Annotated in this window: 18 protein-coding genes; 13 read left to right on the top strand and 5 right to left on the bottom strand. The window is 61.1% G+C overall.

Annotation, left to right across the window (positions count from 1 at the left end):
- Nucleotides 1-254 precede the first annotated feature (254 nt).
- From folE to IB262_RS19905, 3 genes are all read left to right on the top strand, one after another.
- Nucleotides 255-872: a GTP cyclohydrolase I FolE gene (gene folE / locus IB262_RS19915; RefSeq protein ID WP_034795957.1), complete on the top strand. Its 618-nt coding sequence runs from the start codon at nucleotides 255-257 to the stop codon at nucleotides 870-872.
- Between the two features lie 24 nt (nucleotides 873-896).
- Nucleotides 897-1,349, top strand: a complete 453-nt coding sequence (hisI, locus tag IB262_RS19910) for a phosphoribosyl-AMP cyclohydrolase (protein ID WP_060516845.1) — start codon at nucleotides 897-899, stop codon at nucleotides 1,347-1,349.
- Nucleotides 1,350-1,747: 398 nt separating this feature from the next.
- Entirely contained in the window at nucleotides 1,748-2,707 is a 960-nt protein-coding gene (locus IB262_RS19905) for a patatin-like phospholipase family protein (RefSeq protein WP_034795962.1), read from the top strand.
- 138 nt (nucleotides 2,708-2,845) lie between these two features.
- Here IB262_RS19905 and IB262_RS19900 read toward each other — a convergent pair whose 3' ends face one another.
- Together IB262_RS19900 and IB262_RS19895 are read right to left on the bottom strand one after the other, a co-directional pair.
- Nucleotides 2,846-3,274 carry a CBS domain-containing protein gene (locus tag IB262_RS19900; RefSeq protein ID WP_034795965.1) on the bottom strand — a complete coding sequence of 143 codons (429 nt, stop codon included), beginning with the start codon at nucleotides 3,272-3,274 and terminating at the stop codon, nucleotides 2,846-2,848.
- A 261-nt stretch (nucleotides 3,275-3,535) separates the two neighbouring features.
- Nucleotides 3,536-4,267: a rhomboid family intramembrane serine protease gene (locus tag IB262_RS19895; protein ID WP_060516843.1), complete on the bottom strand. Its 732-nt coding sequence runs from the start codon at nucleotides 4,265-4,267 to the stop codon at nucleotides 3,536-3,538.
- A gap of 367 nt (nucleotides 4,268-4,634) precedes the next feature.
- On the opposite strand from IB262_RS19895, the gene IB262_RS19890 reads away from it, so the two are divergent.
- The 7 genes from IB262_RS19890 (at nucleotide 4,635) to IB262_RS19860 (ending at nucleotide 10,366) form a co-directional block, all read left to right on the top strand.
- Nucleotides 4,635-5,264, top strand: a complete 630-nt coding sequence (locus IB262_RS19890; RefSeq protein WP_112976219.1) for a PAS domain-containing protein — start codon at nucleotides 4,635-4,637, stop codon at nucleotides 5,262-5,264.
- Nucleotides 5,265-5,373: 109 nt separating this feature from the next.
- Entirely contained in the window at nucleotides 5,374-5,982 is a 609-nt protein-coding gene (locus tag IB262_RS19885) for a PilZ domain-containing protein (RefSeq protein WP_060607360.1), read from the top strand.
- A gap of 219 nt (nucleotides 5,983-6,201) precedes the next feature.
- Nucleotides 6,202-6,489, top strand: a complete 288-nt coding sequence (locus tag IB262_RS19880) for a hypothetical protein (RefSeq protein ID WP_162728798.1) — start codon at nucleotides 6,202-6,204, stop codon at nucleotides 6,487-6,489.
- 189 nt (nucleotides 6,490-6,678) lie between these two features.
- Complete coding sequence (locus IB262_RS19875; RefSeq protein ID WP_034795974.1) at nucleotides 6,679-7,287, top strand: transglutaminase-like cysteine peptidase; 609 nt, start codon at nucleotides 6,679-6,681, stop codon at nucleotides 7,285-7,287.
- Between the two features lie 284 nt (nucleotides 7,288-7,571).
- The gene (locus IB262_RS19870; RefSeq protein WP_089044569.1) at nucleotides 7,572-8,306 is read left to right on the top strand and encodes a hypothetical protein; all 735 of its coding nucleotides are present in this window, start codon (nucleotides 7,572-7,574) and stop codon (nucleotides 8,304-8,306) included.
- Between the two features lie 181 nt (nucleotides 8,307-8,487).
- Nucleotides 8,488-10,020 carry an SPOR domain-containing protein gene (locus IB262_RS19865; RefSeq protein WP_112976200.1) on the top strand — a complete coding sequence of 511 codons (1,533 nt, stop codon included), beginning with the start codon at nucleotides 8,488-8,490 and terminating at the stop codon, nucleotides 10,018-10,020.
- Between the two features lie 76 nt (nucleotides 10,021-10,096).
- On the top strand, nucleotides 10,097-10,366 hold the full coding sequence (locus IB262_RS19860) for a hypothetical protein (protein WP_034795983.1): 270 nt from the start codon (nucleotides 10,097-10,099) through the stop codon (nucleotides 10,364-10,366).
- A gap of 181 nt (nucleotides 10,367-10,547) precedes the next feature.
- Here the strand turns inward: IB262_RS19860 and IB262_RS19855 are convergent, their stop codons facing one another.
- Together IB262_RS19855 and IB262_RS19850 are read right to left on the bottom strand one after the other, a co-directional pair.
- Nucleotides 10,548-10,985 carry a DUF1489 family protein gene (locus tag IB262_RS19855; RefSeq protein WP_034795986.1) on the bottom strand — a complete coding sequence of 146 codons (438 nt, stop codon included), beginning with the start codon at nucleotides 10,983-10,985 and terminating at the stop codon, nucleotides 10,548-10,550.
- Between the two features lie 120 nt (nucleotides 10,986-11,105).
- Nucleotides 11,106-12,506: an L-serine ammonia-lyase gene (locus IB262_RS19850; RefSeq protein WP_034795990.1), complete on the bottom strand. Its 1,401-nt coding sequence runs from the start codon at nucleotides 12,504-12,506 to the stop codon at nucleotides 11,106-11,108.
- Between the two features lie 746 nt (nucleotides 12,507-13,252).
- Between IB262_RS19850 and IB262_RS19845 the strand changes: the two genes are divergently transcribed.
- From IB262_RS19845 to IB262_RS19835, 3 genes are all read left to right on the top strand, one after another.
- Nucleotides 13,253-13,945: a DUF599 domain-containing protein gene (locus IB262_RS19845; RefSeq protein WP_034795992.1), complete on the top strand. Its 693-nt coding sequence runs from the start codon at nucleotides 13,253-13,255 to the stop codon at nucleotides 13,943-13,945.
- A gap of 235 nt (nucleotides 13,946-14,180) precedes the next feature.
- A complete protein-coding gene (locus IB262_RS19840) occupies nucleotides 14,181-15,083 on the top strand; it encodes a DUF1624 domain-containing protein (RefSeq protein ID WP_244496863.1) in 903 nt (300 codons plus the stop codon).
- Nucleotides 15,084-15,086: 3 nt separating this feature from the next.
- A complete protein-coding gene (locus IB262_RS19835; protein WP_060607347.1) occupies nucleotides 15,087-15,560 on the top strand; it encodes an isoprenylcysteine carboxylmethyltransferase family protein in 474 nt (157 codons plus the stop codon).
- A gap of 80 nt (nucleotides 15,561-15,640) precedes the next feature.
- On the opposite strand, the gene IB262_RS19830 is transcribed toward IB262_RS19835, so the two are convergent.
- Nucleotides 15,641-16,027 (bottom strand): MerR family DNA-binding transcriptional regulator, encoded by a 387-nt coding sequence (locus IB262_RS19830; RefSeq protein ID WP_089044566.1) that lies wholly within the window; start codon nucleotides 16,025-16,027, stop codon nucleotides 15,641-15,643.
- Nucleotides 16,028-16,043 lie beyond the last annotated feature (16 nt).

The following is a 16,043-nucleotide window of genomic DNA, read 5'->3' as shown; positions in this document are numbered from 1 at the left end:
CGCTCCGCCTCTTTCATCTCTGTGGCACCATACTATATGCTATGTTGTGTTGGGGCGACAGTTCCGCAAGAGGAACAATGTCGCCTGTTGTTTGGGAAACCGTGCCGGAAGGTCCAGTGCACTGCTAAGCCAGGACCGGAAAGCCCCGGAGCCCGCCAACGGAACCCAAGCCTGCAGGGTTAGGCGAATGGCCAGTGGCGAGTTGTCCGAAAGATAAAACGTCAAGCAATCCCGTATTGCTAAAAGAGGCCATTATGGATGCCATAGTGAAGAATTTTCCTGTGCTCGACGATGCGAGCGGCCGCCCCACCCAGAAGGAGGCCGAGGAAGCGGTGCGCGTTCTTTTGCGCTGGGCTGGCGAAGACCCGCAGCGCGAGGGGCTTTTGGATACCCCCGCGCGCGTGGCCAAGTCCTACCGCGAGCTTTTCAGCGGTTACGATCTGGCTGCCGAAGACGTGCTTGGCCGCACCTTCGAGGAGGTTGCCGGCTACGACGATATGGTGCTCGTCAAGGACATCCCGTTCTATTCGCATTGCGAGCACCACATGGTGCCTATCATCGGCAAGGCACATGTCGCCTACCTGCCGAACGGGCGCGTGCTCGGCCTGTCGAAGATCGCCCGCGTGGTCGATATTTACGGCCGCCGACTGCAGACGCAGGAATCGATGACGGCGCAGATCGCCAGGGCGATCGACGAATCGCTCGCCCCGCGTGGCGTTGCCGTGATGATCGAAGCCGAGCATATGTGCATGGCGATGCGCGGCGTGCAGAAGCAAGGCTCGACAACGCTGACGACCACATTTACGGGTACCTTCCAGACGGAACCGGCCGAGCAGGCGCGGTTCATGACGATGATCAGGGGCTTCAAGTAAGGCTCCGACAGACGGAGCCTTTCCATGACGCTCACCTTCGACGCTCCCTCCTCAGACAAGGCCGAACTGGAAACCGGTCCGGCCTTCACTCCCCGTTTTGATGAAAAGGGGCTGATCACCGCCGTCGTCACCGACGTCAGGGACGGCGAGTTGCTGATGGTCGCCCACATGAACGCGGAGGCCCTGGCCCTGACGATCGAGACCGGCGTGGCCCACTACTACAGCCGCTCGCGCAAGAGCCTCTGGAAGAAGGGCGAAAGCTCCGGGAACCTGCAGACAGTCAAGGAAATCCGCACCGATTGCGACCAGGATGCGATCTGGCTGAAGGTTTCCGTCGCCGGCCACGACGCGACCTGCCATACCGGCCGCCGCTCCTGTTTCTACCGCACCGTCGGCACCGAAGACGGCAAGGCCTCGGTCAAAATCACCGACGACCACAGGCACTTCGACCCCGCCGAGATCTATGATAAAAATTAAGCATCGCGCATCTTTTTGGCGCGGGTGCATGCTATATTTATATTTTGGAAACCAACCGGGCGCCTAATCCTTAAGCAGGGATGCGGCGCAATCGGAACGATCTCGTTCCAAACTGTATTGCAAACTGTATCCAATGTTTATCGGTCGTGCCGCAATCGTCGGTGGGATCGGTGATATACCTTAGACAAAGGTGCCAGTCTTTCAGCAATGAAGCGGACAAGGCCAGCACCGGCGCCGGCTTGGCGGAGCCTCCCCAGGACGCGCGCATGAAATTGCCTCTCTCCAGGATCAATCCCGACCCCTGGAAGTTTAGTCAGCGATGAATTGCCACAGCGACCTTCGCGCATTCTCATCGACGTGTCGCGCTGCGGAGTATTCGGCGGTGTTGGAGGTGCCGGATGTTGAATTGGACGTTTACGCGTAACAATCAGATTACGGATCTGTCCGGACCGGACGGAACATCGATTTCGACAACGCCACCTGAACCGGCGCCACCTCCGCAAAAACCGAAGATCGCAATCGCGCTTGGCGGCGGTGCCGCGCGCGGCTGGGCCCATATCGGCGTGCTGCGCGCGCTCGACGAAGAAGGCATCGAAGTCGGCATGATCGCCGGCACCTCGATCGGCGCGCTCGTCGGTGGCTGCTATCTTGCCGGCAAGCTCGACGAACTCGAAGCCTTCGCCCGCTCCCTCACCGTACGCCGGATCGCCGGCCTGCTTGATTTCGCCATCGGCGGCGGCGGCCTTTTCGGCGGCCTGCGGCTCACCAAGCGCATGCAGGAGCATCTGGAAGGCCTCAGCATCGAAGGCCTCGACAGGCCGTTCATTGCTGTTGCAACGGAAGTTCACAGCGGCCACGAGGTGTGGCTTGAAAAGGGATCGCTGATCACCGCGATCCGGGCCTCCTACGCCCTGCCCGGCATCTTCGAGCCGATTAAGGCGAATGGACGCTTGCTGATCGATGGCGCGCTCGTCAATCCGGTTCCGGTTTCGGTGTGTCGCGCCCATGAGCAGCAACTCGTCGTCGCGGTGAACCTCAACTACGATCTCTATGGCCGCTCGGCCGTCGTCAAACACAGCGCCGGCGCTGAATCCCTGGATGCGCCCGCCAAGGAAGCGCCGCACCAGTCGCGCCTCGGCATGACCAGCGTCATGGTCCAGGCCTTCAACATCATCCAGGACCGGATTTCCCGCGCCCGGCTTGCCGGCGACCCGCCGGACCTGGCGCTGCACCCGAAACTCAACGACATCGGTCTTTCGGAATTCCATCGCGCGGGCGAAGCAATCGATCGCGGCTACCACGAGGCAAAAGCGAGGCTGGTTGAAATTCGCCGCATGCAGGAAGTGCTCGTTCGCTGACGGAGCGTGCCGTGCGCGGCATGAAAGCCGCGATACGCGGCGGCGCACTTACCGGTCGCCCAGGGTGCATCCTGAACACACGGGTGCTTCGCGGCTCCCAGGGGGATTAAGAGGGCGGCGCAATGCCGCCCTTTTCTCTCAGCCGGCGATATAGGCCTTGATCTGTTCGGTCTCGTGCTCGATGGCGCGGATGTGATGCTTGATCACGTCACCGATCGAGACGATGCCGGCAAGCTGGCCGTTCCTTTCGACCGGCAGGTGACGGGCCCTGAGCTTGCTCATCATTTCCATCAGGGTCTGAACCGACATATCCTCGGTGCAGCAATAGACATTCTGCCACATGACCGCTGCCACCGGCCTTTCGAGACAGGTCGAACCCTGCTTGGCAATCGCTGCGACGATGTCGCGCTCGGTGAGGATGCCTGCGATCTGATCGTCCGCGTCGAGGATGACGACCGCACCGATATGATTGTCACGCAAGAGGATGGCAGCCTGTTGGACTGTCATCTGAGGGCCGACCGTTACGACATTCCGGCCCTTTTCATCGAGTATGGCTTTTACTGACATGCGCACATCTCCCGTTGCGACAACACCGGGTCGGCAGGGATAGGTCCAGCCATCTCACGTGCGGTACGGTCGGGCGATGGAACCTGTACCCTGGCCGCTTGCGAAAGCCGTCTCGCGTGCTCCTCAGACGCGGATGGCATTCGATTCCCGGCCTACACGGGTCGCCCAGTCTTTCGATCACGGGCGACCGTAACAAATGGTGCGCCAGCGCCCTGGGGAAATCAAGCGCTCACAAGCGCCGTCCGCCGATCTTTCGCTCCGTCAGTCACGCGGATCGAAAAGGCTGAAGAGCAGAAAGCCGAAGAGGAAGCCGCCGATATGCGCTTCCCAGGCCACGCTGCCCGCTCCGCCAGGGGTAAACATGCCAAGGCCGATCAGGAAATTGGTCAGGAACCAGATACCGGCGAAGACCACAACCGAGCGGTTGGCCAGAGCCTCACCGACGTCGAGCCGGCGATTGAGATGGGCAAACTGCCGGCTGATGCGTCCGCTCGGCGAAAAGACGAAGCGCGCGGCAGCCCCCATGAATCCGGACACCACGCCGGAAGCGCCGACGACGACGATCATTTCCCCCCAGTGAAACGCCGTATGCAGCGCGACTGCGGCCGCCGCCGACAGGCACCAGAACACGGCGAGACGCCCCATGCCGATCCGCCGCACGACCGGCGCACCAAAGGCCACCATCCAGAAGATGTTGAAGATCAGATGCTCCCAGCTTCCATGCAGGAAGGAATAGGTGACGGGGCTCCACAGCCAGGCAAGCCCCTGCTCGGCCAATGGGTGATCGTAGCGGGCCGGGAGAAAGGCGAAGTTGAAGATGATCTCCTGATCGATCGCCGGCGGCAGCACGTAGGTTCGCAGAACATGGATTGCGATCAGAAACAGCAGGATGAAGGTCAGCCCCGCCGGCAGATTGAAGGCCGGCTCGCGCGCCGGGCTCGCGGCGCTGTCGCGCTCTGCTTCCGGTGGCGTCGCCGTCTGATCTCGCTCCATGGTTGCTGTGTTCTCCTCTCAATGCGGCCCACACATTCCTGTGCGATCGCGGCGATGGCATGGCATCACCGGAATTAGGACTGGAGTTGGGGCGACCAGCCATAAGCAAACAAAAAAAGACCGTCCAGCAAAAACTGAACGGTCGCCAAGCTCAGATCCGAGCTCCAGTTCAAGTGCCGAAGACAACGCTTCGTAAAGTGATGTCCTCCCCTGCCAGTTGCGGCGGCGCACTGCAACGGAAACCGTTTGTTAACCTTAATTTCCGGCTGGCACGATTTTCGCTCCTTAATCCTCAGAACCGAAATGCATGGCCGAAGATGTCTCGAACCGGGACACAACGGGCCGCAGGAATGGAATGAAAGAAGCGATGCGCAGCAATACGACGACGGAGCTTTTCCGATACTGGAACACCATTCGCGGGAAACGCGAGCTTCCGCGCCGCGACGAGCTTGAACCTTCCGACATCAAAACGCTGCTGCCGAACCTGTTCATTCTCGAGCGCGACCGCAATGCCGGCATCTCGTTTCGCCTGGCGGGAACCCAGGTGTGCGCCCTCTTCGGGCAGGAGCTGCGCGGGCGGCAATTCGGCATGCTCTGGCTCGGCAGCCAGGCGGCGAAAACGCAGCGCATCACCGGCCAGGTCATGACGCACCGTGTGCCGCTCGTGCTTTCGGCCAAGGGCCGTACCGCCGACGCGCGGGAAGTCGATATCGAAACCCTGCTTTTGCCGCTTGCCTCCAGCAAAGGAGAAAGTGACCGGGTCCTTGGCGCCCTCTCACCTCTTTCCCGCCCGTATTGGTTGCATGCAACCTCAATCGAATGTCTCGATGCGACGGGCATGAAGGTTCTTGACCCTGATCGGACTGCTGTGTTTCGCGACGAGGAAACCCAGCGACAGAGCGAAGCCTTTGCGAAATCGCCTGCCGCCGGCGCATTTTCGCGCGAATTCCGCCAGTTCGGGCACCTCCGCATCCTCGAGGGCGGGCGCCGCGATTGATCGCGCCGACTGTCCCGAGATGATGTCAGGGACCAACCGGAGGACGAACCTTCTATTAACTTGAAAAGGCTAAGCTCCGCCAGCCAAGCTATGTCGCCACAGAGTCATCATGTTCTCGTTTCAGCACGCACAGAATACCGCTCCGAAACCGCACCACGAAGGTGCGTTCCAGCGCGTTTCCGTGAATCTGGCGGGGCGGCTGATGCTTGCCAATCATGACGAGTTCGAGTGCACCGCCATCGACATGTCGCCCGGCGACGTCCTGCTTTCCTCGCCGGCCCAGCCGCGCGCGGGCGAACGCATCATCGCCTATGTCGATCACGTCGGTCGCCTCGAAGGCACGGTGTCTCGCATCGCCGATGGCGCTTTCGTCATCCAGCTCAACGCGACCGAGCGCAAGCGCGAGAAGCTCGCGGCCCAACTCACCTGGATCGCCAATAAGCATGAGCTCGGCCTGCCCGAAGACCGCCGCCACGATCGCCTTGCGCCGCGCAAAACGGTAACCGAATTGACGCTCGACACCGGCGAGAAGTTCCCGTGCCGCATCATCGACCTTTCGCTGTCCGGTGCTGCCGTCGACATCGAGAACCGCCCGCCGATCGGAACCGCCATCCTCCTGGGAAATATGAAGGGCCGGATCGTCCGTCACTTCCAGGAAGGCTGCGCCATCGAGTTCTTGGGCATCCAGTCCCGTGAGGCACTGACCGAATTCCTCTAACGGCGCGCCTGCGCCGTCCTTCGGCTACCCGCCTTGCATTGAGCAACGCTCCTAGCCCGACCATCTCCCGAACTGTCCTTCAGACATAAAACCGTCTTCGTGCTTCTTTTGTGCGGCAAAGAACCCCCGCTCCCACATCGCTCCGCTCGGCTACGCCCGAGGGAACGCGCTAAAGGCGTGCTCGCTTAGGCCCTACGTCCCCGAGCCCGTAGACACACGATGATCGGCGGCAACCGGAGCGGTATTCGCGAGCAGAAGCGCGCCGCATCCGCGCCTGGATCATTTCGAGACAAGTCCGGCGCCGCGATCAAAATGCTCTCGTCGTCCGCAAATATTTTTCCGGTGGAATTCAAGCGAAAACGCATATTTCAAGTCAAAACTCTCCTGAAGTGGCAAGTACAGACGCTGCAAAGACGCATCTCCTGCCGTGGCCGCGCCGCAGTTTTTGCACCGCCCAGTCGCTCGTTTCCCGCATACCCAAACAAATACAGCGGGTTAAATGCTTAACAAATTACACCTCCACGAGCGGGCGGAGCTAAAATCGATAAAATTTGATTCAAATTCGATTCAAATACAAATAAAGTTCTATTCTTGTTTTATTCTTATACGACTTTCATTTGTACTTGTTTTTAGCTCGCAAGTTCGCGAGCGATAAAAACGTCTGTGCCATTGTCGAACCATAACGGGGAGACAATCATGCTCAAGACAATCACCAAGCTGATCGCGGTTGCGGTCCTTTTCACCGGCGGCCTTTTCGGCACGGCTCAGGCGCTTCCGGCCAACATGGTCGTGACCGGCTCCACCAACCCGCCGATCGGCCACTACGAGTTCTGCAAGATCTATGCGTCGGAGTGCACCTCCAACGGCAAGGATGGCGGCCCGATGGTGCTGACCCGCGAAGGCTGGCAGAAAATTCTCGAGATCAACTACGACGTCAACCAGGCGATCACTCCGATGACCGACATGGAAATCCATGGCGTCGAAGAGAAGTGGTCCTATCCGGAAACCGTCGGCGATTGTGAAGACTACGTCCTCCTGAAACGCCGCAAGCTGATCGAAAACGGCTTCTCCGCATCCGACCTGCTGATCACCGTCGTGCTGCAGCCGAATGGCGACGGCCATGCCGTCCTCACCGTTCGTACCGACCGCGGCGACTTCATCCTCGACAACATGCGCAACAAGGTGCTGCTGTGGTCGGATACCGAATACACCTACCTCAAGCGCCAATCGACCGAGCATTCCGGCCGCTGGGTCAAGCTTCAGGACGGCCGCACCGTTGCCGTCGGTAGCGTTCGCACGCAGTAAGATCTGAAACACAGGCGAGCCGCCACCCGGCGGACGTCTCCCAACGGGCCTCGGTCAGTCCACTTTCCCCGTCCAGACCGAGCCTCGGCCGGTTCCGTGTCCCTCGGAACCGGCCGTTTTTTTGCGGCCTTGCCTCCCCGGACGCACGCAGGCATAGGGCATTCATCGAAAGTTAACCGTCTTCGACCAGCGTCGGGCAAGCGGCGTCCGCCACACTTCGGTCCGCCGCCAACCAGGGGCTCGACACTCGACTTGGGCGCGGCCAACGCGACGGGACGGCCACCATGAGCAACGCTCCAAACGGGATAGACGAACCGGAACTCCGGCCGCTGCTGTCGGCCCGCTTCATCTACCGGGTGACGGCGGTCGTTGTTGTGCTCGCAGCCCTGACGGCGGCAATCGCGTTCGCGGGAAGATGGTTCGGCGAAAACCTGGCGCTGGCCGGTCACACCGCCAGCAGGGAGCCCTACGATATCTTCATCGGACAGGATCATCTGCGGCTGCCGGCGAACATGATCCGCTTCGAGGCCCAACGTGCCACCTCGATCGTCGGGCGTGTCGATGTCTACCTGACATGGCCCGGCCTTGAAGGTTACAGCGACGAAAATCGCGACCTCTTCAACGACGTCGACGCGCCTGAAAATCTGATCTTCCTGCAGATTTCGCAAAGCACGATGTCCCGCGACATGTCGGGTCGGGTGGAGCCGATCTACAAGCAGGTCTTCGACGGCACTCCATCCCCCGGGCCGAACGGACTGCTTTTACATGCGACCAAAGCTGCCTCCAGCTACGCAGGCGAAGTCTTTTATACTGCGGAGCGGACAGGCCAGGCGCCCTACGTGGTGCGCTGTCTGAAATCCGATGCGCAAACCATATCGACCAGCGCCGACTGCCAGCGCGACATTCATGCCGGCAAGGACCTCGTCGTGCTCTACCGCTTCGCCAATAAACTGTTGCCGCAATGGAAGGAAATCGACAACGCGATTACAGCTTTCATCAAAAGCCGAATCGTGCCCTGATTTCGTCCAACTGATGTGGTGCAGGCAGGCACCGCATCATTGCGCTACACCGGAATTGTCTTTGTACGAATGCGTCCGATTCCGGAAACCAATCATTCATCATAAACCGATTGGTAACGCTATGCCGATACTGTCTCGAGAACGGTCGTTCCCGGAGGCGGCGTCCGGACAACCCCATGACATGAGAATAAAGAGCAGCGTAGTGTCCCAAACCGGTTTTTTTGATCTCGCGAAGCGCCCGTTCGGCGCTCTTTCAAAGATGGTAAAGCGGGTCGTCCTGGCAGGCACCATTGCCTCGGTCGCCTTTGTGTTGCCCGGCTTTGCGGCGTCGACCTACGCCAATCCCAAATATTCGGGCATCGTCGTCGATGCCAAGACCGGCAAGATCCTCTATGGCGAGGATGCCGACGAACTGCGCTATCCGGCGTCTCTCACCAAGATGATGACGCTCTACCTCACCTTCGAGGCGCTCGAAGCCGGTCGGATCAGCAAGTCCACGCAGATTCCCTTCTCGAAAAATGCGTCCGCGGAACCCCCGTCGAAGCTCGGCGTGCGCGCCGGCCAGTCGATCACCGTCGAACAGGCGATCCTTTCGCTCGTTACACGGTCGGCCAACGATGCCTCCACGGCACTTGGCGAGTATCTCGGCGGCTCCGAGCAACGCTTCGCCCGCATGATGACGAACAAGGCGCGCGCGCTCGGCATGACGCGCACGACGTACCGCAACGCCAACGGCCTGCCAAATCCGGAACAGCGCACGACCGCACGCGACCAGGCCCGCCTCGGGCTCGCGCTTCGCCAGCATTTCCCGCAGTATTACGACTACTTCTCCACGCGCAGCTTCCGCTTCGGCAAGCAGACCATCGGCAACCACAACCGCCTGCTCGGCAATGTGCGCGGCGTCGACGGCATCAAGACCGGCTACACGCGCGCTTCCGGCTTCAACCTCGTGACCTCGGCCCAGCTCGACGGCCGCAGCATCGTCGCCGTCGTCATGGGCGGCACCTCGGGCGCCAGCCGCGATGCACAGATGCGCCGCCTGGTCGCGAAGTACATGCCGGACGCATCGCGTCGCGGCAACGGCAACCTGATTGCCGAGACGAAGCCGACCCCCGTTCCGGCCGAAGAGACCCAGGTTGCAGCCGCAGCGCCCGTTGCCGAGACGCCGGTCGTCGCAGCCGTCGCCACTGGCCATGACTTGCCCAACACCGGTCCCGTTCCGGATTTCCGCTACAACGGCGAAAGCGCCAGCAGCGTGCAGATGGCCTATGCCGGCAACAAGCGTGCATCGGACAACCCTGTCCTTTCTCCGAAAATCGTTCCCAACACGCTCGACGCGCAGAGCCTGAAGCTTCGCCAGCCTGCGACCGCAGCGATGGTCGACACCCAGATCACCAATTCCGTGCCGAAGAAGGCAGAGGCTGTTGCCAAGGCAGAGCCTGCTGAAGTCGCAAAGGCCGAGCCGATGCCGGCGCAGCCGCAGGGCTGGGTGATCCAGATCGGTGCCACTCCGGACAAGGATCAGGCCATGACGCTGCTCGGCAACGCCAAGGACAAGGGCGGCAAGGCACTGCGCAACGCGCAGCCGTTCACCGTCGCCTTCGGCCAGGTCTACCGCGCCCGCTTCGGCGGCTTCGATGACCAGAATTCGGCAGTCAACGCCTGCAAGGCCTTGAAGAAGAAAGGCATCTCCTGCTGGGCCAGCCAGCAGTAACGACGAAATTTGGCGGCCGGATGTGTTTGTTTTCCGGCCGCCTTCCTCGGATTTGTACAGCGTAACGAGGTTAAACATGGCAATGAACGAGAACGTTCCGGGTGTCACCCCGCTGCCGGGGCGACGGGCTAAACCGTCGCGCATCAATCTGCACCCCCTGCACGAGGCGGCCATGCGCATCGCCGATCTCGGCCTCAATCGATCGAAGGCCAAGACACGCGATCTCGTCGGCATGCTTTTGACGCACGGAGCTCGAGCCTGGCGCTCGACCCAGCCGCGCGCCGGCATCCACCTTCACGTGACGGCGCCAAACCGGCGCCATCCGCTGAAGATGCGGATCACCTGAACATTCACAGTCCGGAAGGCGGCCACGGCCGCCTTTTTGCTTTCTGGCTGGATGATGGTGCGGCCTCGGTAGGGCCGTTTCGCGCGCGCAGAAGAGTGCGAAGGCGGGCGACACCTTCAAGGACGCGTTGGTTGCCGCTCGATTGCCAAGAGCTCAGCAAAATGCCCGCGGCATAGGACTTCTAGAGAAGCCCGAGTTCGGCCAGTTCGCGCCGCAGTTCGAGCGGCATCTCGGAGCCACCGCCCGATAGCGACGCCAGGTCGCGCGGGGCGTCCTTGTCGGTCAGGTAACGCCATCCCTGAAACGCGCGACGCGGCTGCAGTTCGGTTTCGATCACTTCCGGGCCCAGCAGCAGATTACAACGGCCGATACCTTCGCCGTCGGTAAAGGTCTCGATGCCGATGAGCGGCTGGCGTGCCTGCACGCTGCCCTTGATCACCCAGTAGAGCGAGCCGCCTTCCAGCAACTCCTCCACGCGTTTGGGCACCATGCGCGTCGTGTGGAACGAATGCGGCTCGAGGCCGGCGGCCATGGCCGCCATCGCCTTGCGCGAAACCCATTCGCGCAGGTCCTCGATCGATTCCGCTCCGACGCAAAGCTTTATGAGATGTAGAGACATGGCTTTTTTTGAACACCCGTCCGGCCGTTGCGGTCAAGCGGCCAGACGTCGTTCATCCACAATCACCGCAATACGTCCGGTCGATATACCGGCGTCTGGGCTTCGAGAGGCTTGCAAGCCTCAACATTCGACAACGTTGACCGCAAGACCGCCAGTCGATGTTTCCTTGTACTTCTCGTTCATGTCGACGCCCGTCTGCCGCATCGTCTCGATGCAGGCGTCGAGCGGCACGAAATGCTTGCCGTCACCTTTGAGCGCCAGAGAAGCGGCCGTCACCGCCTTGACCGCGCCAAGCGCATTGCGCTCGATGCAGGGCACCTGCACGAGGCCGGCCACAGGATCGCAGGTCATGCCGAGGTGATGTTCGAGTGCAATCTCGGCGGCATTTTCGATCTGCTCGGGGGTACCGCCCATAACGGCAGCAAGGCCCGCCGCCGCCATCGCGGACGCCGAGCCGACCTCGCCCTGACAGCCGACCTCAGCGCCGGAAATCGAGGCGTTGTGCTTGATGATGCCGCCGATCGCGGCAGCCGTCAGCAGATAGTCGCGAATGCCTTCCTGGTCGGCGTCGTCATGGAAATGCATGTAATAGCGGATCGTCGCCGGCACCACGCCTGCGGCACCGTTGGTGGGCGAAGTGACGACGCGGCCGCCGGCGGCATTTTCCTCGTTGACCGCCATTGCGTAGACGCTCAGCCAATCGTTGGCAAGCAGCGGATTGGCCTTGTTGGAACGCCACTCTTCCTGCAGCTTGTCGTGGATCGAGCGGGCGCGGCGGCGAACCTTCAAGCCGCCGGGCATGATGCCGTCCTGGCTCAAGCCCCGGTCGATGCAATTGCTCATGGCGCCCCAGATTCGGTCGAGCCCGGCGTTCAGTTCGTCCGGCGACATCGTCGCCTCTTCGTTCGCCCGCTTCATCTGCGCAATCGTCAAGCCGGAGCGCGCAGACATGTCCAGCATTTCCTGGGCCGAGGAGAACGGGAACGGCACCTTGACGCCCGTCGCCTTGTTCTTCGAGGCGCGCATGGCCTCAAGTTCCGTGTCGGTCACGACGAAGCCGCCGCCGATCGAGTAGTAGATCCGCTTCAACAGCAGCCGGCCGTCGCGGTCGAAGGCAGAAAACGACATGCCGTTAGCATGGCCGGGCAACGGCACCTTCTTGTCGAAGACCAGATCGGTCTTCGGCTGGAATTCGTAGGACGGATGGCCCGGCGGTGTAATGCGGCCCGTGCGTTCGACCTCATCGATGAGAGCATCCATGCGATCCGGATCGACGAGATCCGGGCGTTCGCCAACGAGTCCGAGGATCACCGCCCTGCCCGTTCCGTGGCCGATGCCGGTGTGGGCGAGCGAACCGTGCAGGCTCACCTTGATTGCCGCAACGGAGGCATGGGACGGACGTGGCCAGTCGTCGGAAAGGATGAGATCGAGAAAGCGATTGGCGGCCGACATCGGCCCCATCGTATGCGAGCTCGAAGGCCCGATACCAATCTTGAACACGTCGAAGACGGAAAGAAACATAAGCTGCCTGCCCCGGAGACTGACCCGCGACGCACGGGCATGATCGCCCGGCACCGCATTAACGATTGCCTCGATACCACGCTTCGAAGTCTATGCGAACCGGCGTGATACCGTCTTATTTGCTGGTGGATTTTACGCCTTGATCGGTGCCGATTTAAGGAGATCCGCAAGCAGATATAGGAACGAAGCCTAAGCGATCCCATAGCAGGCCGTCAGGCGGTCAACCGACATTCGATCCCGTCCGTGCGACATTGACCTCCCGCAAGGGCTCCGGGTAGCGCCACTGGTTGCCTGGAATCAAAAACGGCGCGGCTTTTGGGAAGCCGCGCCGTCAATCAGTGGACTTTTCTAGATACTAGATATCAAAGGCCGCCGAAAAGATAAGCAAGAACAAGAACGCCAGCGAAACCAGCCACGGCGCGTGCAGTTACGCCCCAGCAAGACTTCTGAATTGTATTGTCCATGATGTCTCCGAAAACACTCTCAACGGCCGCGGGCAGCACAGTGGGCGCCCGCGTCTGGGGCCATGCATATTGAAGAAAGCGTAAATGCGCAATGGGGGAATGTGGCGGAAAGGTGTCAAGCCCGTGCGACCGAACACAGGATCTTGGTGAAAACCGCACAAATGGTCGGTACGGCCGGGAAGAAATTCCGCCGCAATTTCATCACAGTAGTTGACGCGTCGCGGATTCCGACGCCGCACCGGCCACCTTGCAATTTCCAAAAGCCATGCCAAAAACACGTGTATGACCTTCGAAGATTACATAGCGCTTGTCGTGTTTATCCTGCTTTGGGCGGGTTTCAGCTGGGCGACCGATGGCACGCGCGGCTTCAAACGCGTGAGTCTTACGCGCCTCATGAACGAGCATCGCGGCCGCTGGATCCGCAATTCGCTCAACCGCGACCTGAAGATGATCGATACGCAGATCATCGCGGGGCTCCAGGCCGGCACCGCTTTCTTCGCTTCAACGACCATCTTCGCGCTCGGCGGCTGCTTCGCACTGCTCGGCGCGACCGAACAGGCGCAGATGATCTTTGCCGACATGCCCTATGTCTTCCATGGCGGGCGCACGGCGTTCGAGCTGAAGGTCGGCGGCCTCACCTGCCTCTTCGGCTACTCCTTCTTCAAGTTCGGCTGGTCCTACCGGCTGTTCAACTATTGCTCGATCCTGATGGGTGGCATCCCGATGACCGCCGACATGCAGCGGGATCGACATGCGGCGGAAAAGGCGGCCGAACGGGCGATCCGCATGAACGTGCTTGCCGCCAAGCACTTCAACGCCGGTCTCCGGGCGATCTTTCTTTCGATCGGCTATCTCGGCTGGTTCATCAGCCCCTATGTGTTCGTGGCGCTCACCGTCTTCGTCATCTTCGTCTTGACCCGCAGACAGTTCTTCTCGGAAGCGCGTTCCGCGCTCCTCAAGGACGCAACACCCTGACAATCCGCGCAACCGGCGCGCCGGACGGCTGCGGATCGCAGCCGCGGCGTTCCATCAGCAATCAAGGACGCGTGCCTGGCACAAGCCAGGCCTGCCACTCTTCCTCACGCCAACAGGATGGCGAATGCCCATGTCCGATATCCATGTGACCGCACCGGCAGCAGAGACCCCAGCGAAACCGACAGGCAGGCGGCTCGCCTTCGTCGATGTCGCGCGCGGCGTGGCGCTGCTTGCCATGGCGACCTATCACTTCGTCTGGGACCTCGAGTTCTTCGGCTATGTCGCAGCAGGCACGGCCGGCACCGGCGGCTGGAAGATTTTTGCGCGGCTAATTGCCAGCAGCTTCCTGTTTCTTGCCGGCTACAGCCTCGTGCTCGGACAATGGCCGACGATCCGCATCAATGCGTTCCTGCGCCGTTTCGCCAAGATCGCCGGCGCCGCAGCGCTGATCACGATTGCCACCTATTTTGCCTTCCCGGACACCTTCATCTTCTTCGGCATCCTGCACGCGATCGCCGCGGCAAGCCTGATCGGCCTGATATTCCTCAGGCTTCCTGCCGTCGTTTCGTTCGCCGCAGCCGCCGCGGCCATCGCGGCACCCTTCTATCTGCGCTCGCCGATCTTCGATGCGCCCTGGCTCTGGTGGGTCGGTCTGTCCGAGACGCTGCCACGGTCCAACGACTACGTGCCGCTTTTGCCGTGGCTCGGTCCGTTTCTGCTCGGCCTTGGTGCCGCCAAGCTCTTCCACGCGCGGCTGGTATCCGCGCTTGCAAGCCGGCCCTCCACAGATGGCAAGGGACGGCTGTGGATGACGCCCCTCGTCTTCGGCAGCCGTCACAGTCTGGCCATATACCTCATTCACCAGCCCGTGCTCATCGGACTGGTCTATCTCTTCTCGCTGATCTCTCCGCCGACACTGCCGGATCCCAAGGAAGCCTACCGCAGCAATTGCGTTGCGGCCTGCAACCAGGGAAATCCTGCCGTGCCGTGCGACAGCTTCTGCGGCTGTACCCTCGACCGTCTGGTGGAACAGAACCTGTTCGACAGCCTGAACAGGGGAGAGATCAACGTCAGCAGCGATGAACGCATTGCGCGAATCGCGCAGCAATGCACAATGAACGTGCAATCAGGGGACTAGGACATGAATGCCTATCGTGCCAAGCCGCTGAACTTCCCGTGGCCGGCCCTTCTCTACGGGGTCGCCACTCTTGCGGCGCTTCTACTGGCGCGACACTTTCCCATTCCGGTGGCACATGGCCACGGCTGGTTTCCCTGGATCAGCGGCGGCGCCCTGATTATCGTCGCGATCTGGCTGGCCCTCTGGGCCGTCAAAACGCTGCTCGATCGGCATACGGCGGTCATGCCCTACCGATCGGCCACATGCCTGGTCACCTACGGTCCGTTCCGCTTCACGCGCAATCCGATCTATCTCGGCTACACCTTGATGATGATCGGCTTTGGGCTGGCGACGCTCAATCCGTGGTTCTTCATCATGGCGATCGCAGCCGTGATGCTGACGACGCTCTTTGCCATCCGCAGTGAAGAGCGGCACCTGCTGTCGCGCTTCGGTTTCGAATTCGAGCGCTACTGCCGGCATACGAGCCGTTGGATCTGAGCGCCGGCAGGGAAACGCGTACCAAAAAGGGCAGCGCGAACGCTACCCTTCGAATTTTCCAGACATAAGCCAGCGACCCTTCAGGTGCCGACGCCGATTTCGGCCAAACGCGTCAGGCACGCTTCCTCGACATTGTCGAGTTCCGTCAGCGTATCGTCGATGTCCTTGCGCTTCTGGCGCAGCTCTTCGCGCTTTTCCTCGACGCGCGACATCAGCAGCTGAAGCTGGCCGAGCTCGCCGGGCGGGTCCTTGTAGACCTGAATGATTTCACGGATCTCGGCGATGGTGAAGCCGATGCGGCGCCCTCGCAGAATCTCCTGAATGAGCCGCCGGTCGGCCGGCCGGAACAGGCGCGTGCGACCACGGCGCTCCGGATGGATGAGGCCCTCGTCCTCATAGAAACGCAGCGTTCGCGTGGAAATGCCGAATTCCCGCGTCAATTCGGTGATGCTATAGTATTTATCCACGCTGCCATTCCATGTG

The organism is Ensifer sp. ENS02, assembly GCF_014851885.1.
Taxonomy (GTDB): domain Bacteria; phylum Pseudomonadota; class Alphaproteobacteria; order Rhizobiales; family Rhizobiaceae; genus Ensifer; species Ensifer adhaerens.
Note: the sequence above shows the minus strand (reverse complement) of the source record. Positions and strands in the feature narration are given on the sequence as shown.